The sequence below is a fragment of the Candidatus Methylomirabilota bacterium genome (assembly GCA_036002485.1).
Lineage (GTDB): Bacteria > Methylomirabilota > Methylomirabilia > Rokubacteriales > CSP1-6 > AR37.
On sequence record DASYTI010000152.1, the window covers coordinates 1 to 3011 of the forward strand.

The window sequence follows — 3011 nt, forward strand, 5'->3', positions numbered from 1 at the left end:
CTGGTGCGCGCCCTCCTGGCCTTGCCCGTCGAGCACTTCGTGATCGACGGGGAGATCGTGGCTCTCGACGAGAGCGGCCGGCCGAGCTTCCAGCGGCTTCAGCCGCGCATGACCTTGACCGATCCGCGGGAGATCGAAGCCGCGGCGGCCCGGGTCCCGGTGGAGGCCGTCTTCTTCGACTGCCTCGCGCTCGACGGCCACGACCTGCGCCGCTTGCCCCTGACGCGACGAAAAGATTGTCTCCGGCTCCTCGTACCTCCGCTCGGGCCCGTGCACTACGTCGATCACGTCCTCGAGCACGGGCACGCCTTCCTGGAGGCGGCCAACGAGCAGCGCCTCGAGGGCATCGTGGCCAAGAAGGCGAGCAGCGCGTACGCCGGCGGCCGTTCGCGGGACTGGATCAAGATCAAGTGCCAGCGCCGGCTGGAGTTCGTCATCGGCGGCTACACCGATCCCCAGGGCTCGCGCGGCTACTTCGGCGCGCTGCACATCGGCGTGTACGACGGCGCGCGCCTCGCCTACGTCTCCAAGGTGGGCACCGGCTTCGATCAGGCGGGGCTCAAGAGCCTCTGGGAAAAGCTCCAGCCGCTCACGCGCGCCACCCCGCCCTTCGACGCCGGCGCTATTCCGAAAGGCCGAAGCCACCACTGGGTGGAGCCGAAGCTCGTCTGCGAGGTGCGGTTCACCGACTGGACCAACGACGGCGGGATCCGACACCCCACCTTTCTCCGCCTGCGGAGCGACAAGCGCCCCGAAGATTGCCGGCGCGAGGCCATCGAAGCCCCGCCCGAAATCTCTTCTCATCCCTCTCCCCCGAAACGGGGGAGAGGGCAGGGTGAGGGGGTATCCGGACCGATCCCCTCGCCACCCATGGTGAATGCGCCGAAAGAAGTCAAGCTGACCAATCTCAAGAAGATGTTCTGGCCCGCCGACGGTTACACCAAAGGCGATCTGGTGGCGTACTACGAGCGCGTCGCGCCGCTGCTCCTTCCCTATCTCCGGGACCGGCCCCTCGTGCTCACGCGCTACCCCGACGGGATCACGGGCAAGTCCTTCTTCCAGAAGGACGCCCCGGAGTTCACCCCGGCCTGGGTCCGCACGGAGCGCGTCTACTCGAAGGACGCCGAGCGCGAGATCGATTACTTCGTCGTGGACGACGTGGAGTCGCTGCGCTACGTGGCCAACTCGGGGACGATTCCCCTTCACCTGTGGGCATCGCGGCTGGGCTCGCTCGAGCGGCCGGACTGGCTCGTGCTGGACCTGGATCCCAAGGGCGCCCCCTTCACCGATGTCGTGAAGGTGGCCCGCGCGCTCCACCGCATCCTGGACGATCTGGAGCTGCCCAGCTATCCGAAGACCTCCGGGGCCACGGGCCTTCACATCCTGATCCCGCTCGGAGCGCGCTACACCTACGACGAGGTACGCACCTTCGCGCGCCTGCTGGCCGTGCTGGGCGTGGAGGCGGAGCCCGAGATCTCGACCATCGCCCGACCCATCCGTTCGCGCGGGGGAAAGGTCTATATTGACTTCGGTCAGAATGGACACGGCCAGACGATCGTGGCGCCGTTTTCCCTGCGCCCGCTGCCGGGCGCGCCGGCCTCCTGCCCGCTTGCCTGGAGCGAGGTGACGGCGCGCCTGGACCCGGCCCGCTTCACCATGACCACGCTCCCGAAACGCTTTGACAAGATCGCCGATCCGCTGGCGCCAGTATTGACGGGAGAAATCGACATGGCCGCGGCCGTCGAACGGATCGCCCAGCGCCTTGGCGAGCGAGAGCCCGCAGATGAGTAATTCAGAGCACCCTCAGCCTCGCGACGGCTTCTCCTCGCCCCGCTTCGGCCAGCCGGCGACCTTCATGCGCCTGCCCTACGTGACGTCCCCGGCGGGACTTGACGTGGCTCTCTATGGAATTCCCTTCGACGGCGGCTGCTCCTACCGCTCGGGCGCGCGCTTCGGGCCCCGGCACGTGCGCGATCAGTCCTCCCTGATCCGCCCGTGGAACTCCGCTCTCAAGGTCCATCCGTTCGACCGCCTGCGGGTGGCGGACTGTGGCGACGTCGATGCGGTCCCCATCTCGATCGAGAGAACCTTCACGGCCATCGAGCAGACGCTGCAGCCTGCCGTGGAGGCGGGCGCCGTCCCCATGTGCGTGGGCGGCGATCACACGGTGACGCTGGCCGTTCTCCGCGTCCTCGCGCGGCGGCACGGACGGCTGGGACTGGTCCACTTCGACGCGCACCCGGATACCTGGGACCGCTATTTCGGGCTGCCCTACTACCACGGCAGCACCTTTCGCCGCGCCATGGAGGAGGGCCTGCTCGACGGCGCTCGGTCGATCCAGGTAGGCATCCGCGGCCCGCTCTACGGACCCGAGGATTTCGACTTCCACGCGACCCACGGCTTCGAGGTGATCCGGATCGAGGACGTGAAGGAGCGCGGAGTCGCGTGGGTCGTCGATCGGCTGGCGCGGCTGAGCGGTGGCCCGGTCTACTGCTCCTTCGACATCGACGCGGTGGATCCCGCCTACGCGCCCGCCACCGGCACGCCCGAGGCGGGCGGGCTCACCTCCTACGAAGCGCTCGGGCTCGTGCGCGGCCTGCGCAGCCTGCAGCTCATCGGCGCCGACCTCGTGGAGGTCTCGCCCCCCTACGACGGCCCCGGCGCCATCACGGGCGTGCTCGCCGCCAACCTCATCTTCGAGCTCCTCTCGGTAGCCGCGCTCAACCGCTGACCTTTTCTCATCCTCTCGCGCCCAACCCTGCCCCCTCACCCTGCCCTCTCCCCCGATGGGGGAGAGGGATGAGAATCAGTCTTTGCTCTGATCCCTTTCTCCCATAGGGGATGAGAATGGCCTCCTCACTCTCATTCCTCTCCATCATCGGGGGATGAGAATAGCCTCCTCACTCTCATTCCTCTCCCCCATCGGGGGATGAGAATGGCCTTCTCACTCTCATTCCTCTCCATCATCGGGGGATGAGCATAGCCTCCTCACTCTCATTCCTCTCCACCAT

At 67.5% G+C, this 3011-nt stretch carries 2 protein-coding genes; both read left to right on the plus strand.

Annotated features, from left to right (window positions below; all coding sequences use genetic code 11):
* The coding region (ligD, locus tag VGT00_14760) for a DNA ligase D (GenBank protein HEV8532679.1) at window positions 1-1791 on the plus strand (1791 nt) is incomplete at its 5' end.
* The gene (gene speB, locus VGT00_14765) at window positions 1784-2731 is read left to right on the plus strand and encodes an agmatinase (GenBank protein HEV8532680.1); all 948 of its coding nucleotides are present in this window, start codon (window positions 1784-1786) and stop codon (window positions 2729-2731) included. The genes ligD and speB, both read left to right, overlap by 8 nt.
* The last annotated feature ends 280 nt before the right edge of the window (window positions 2732-3011 follow it).

Bases quoted from the DNA above. Each gene is read 5' to 3' on its own strand.
- speB (HEV8532680.1), top strand. From the start codon at position 1,784: ATGAGTAATTCAGAGCACCCTCAGCCTCGCGACGGCTTCTCCTCGCCC.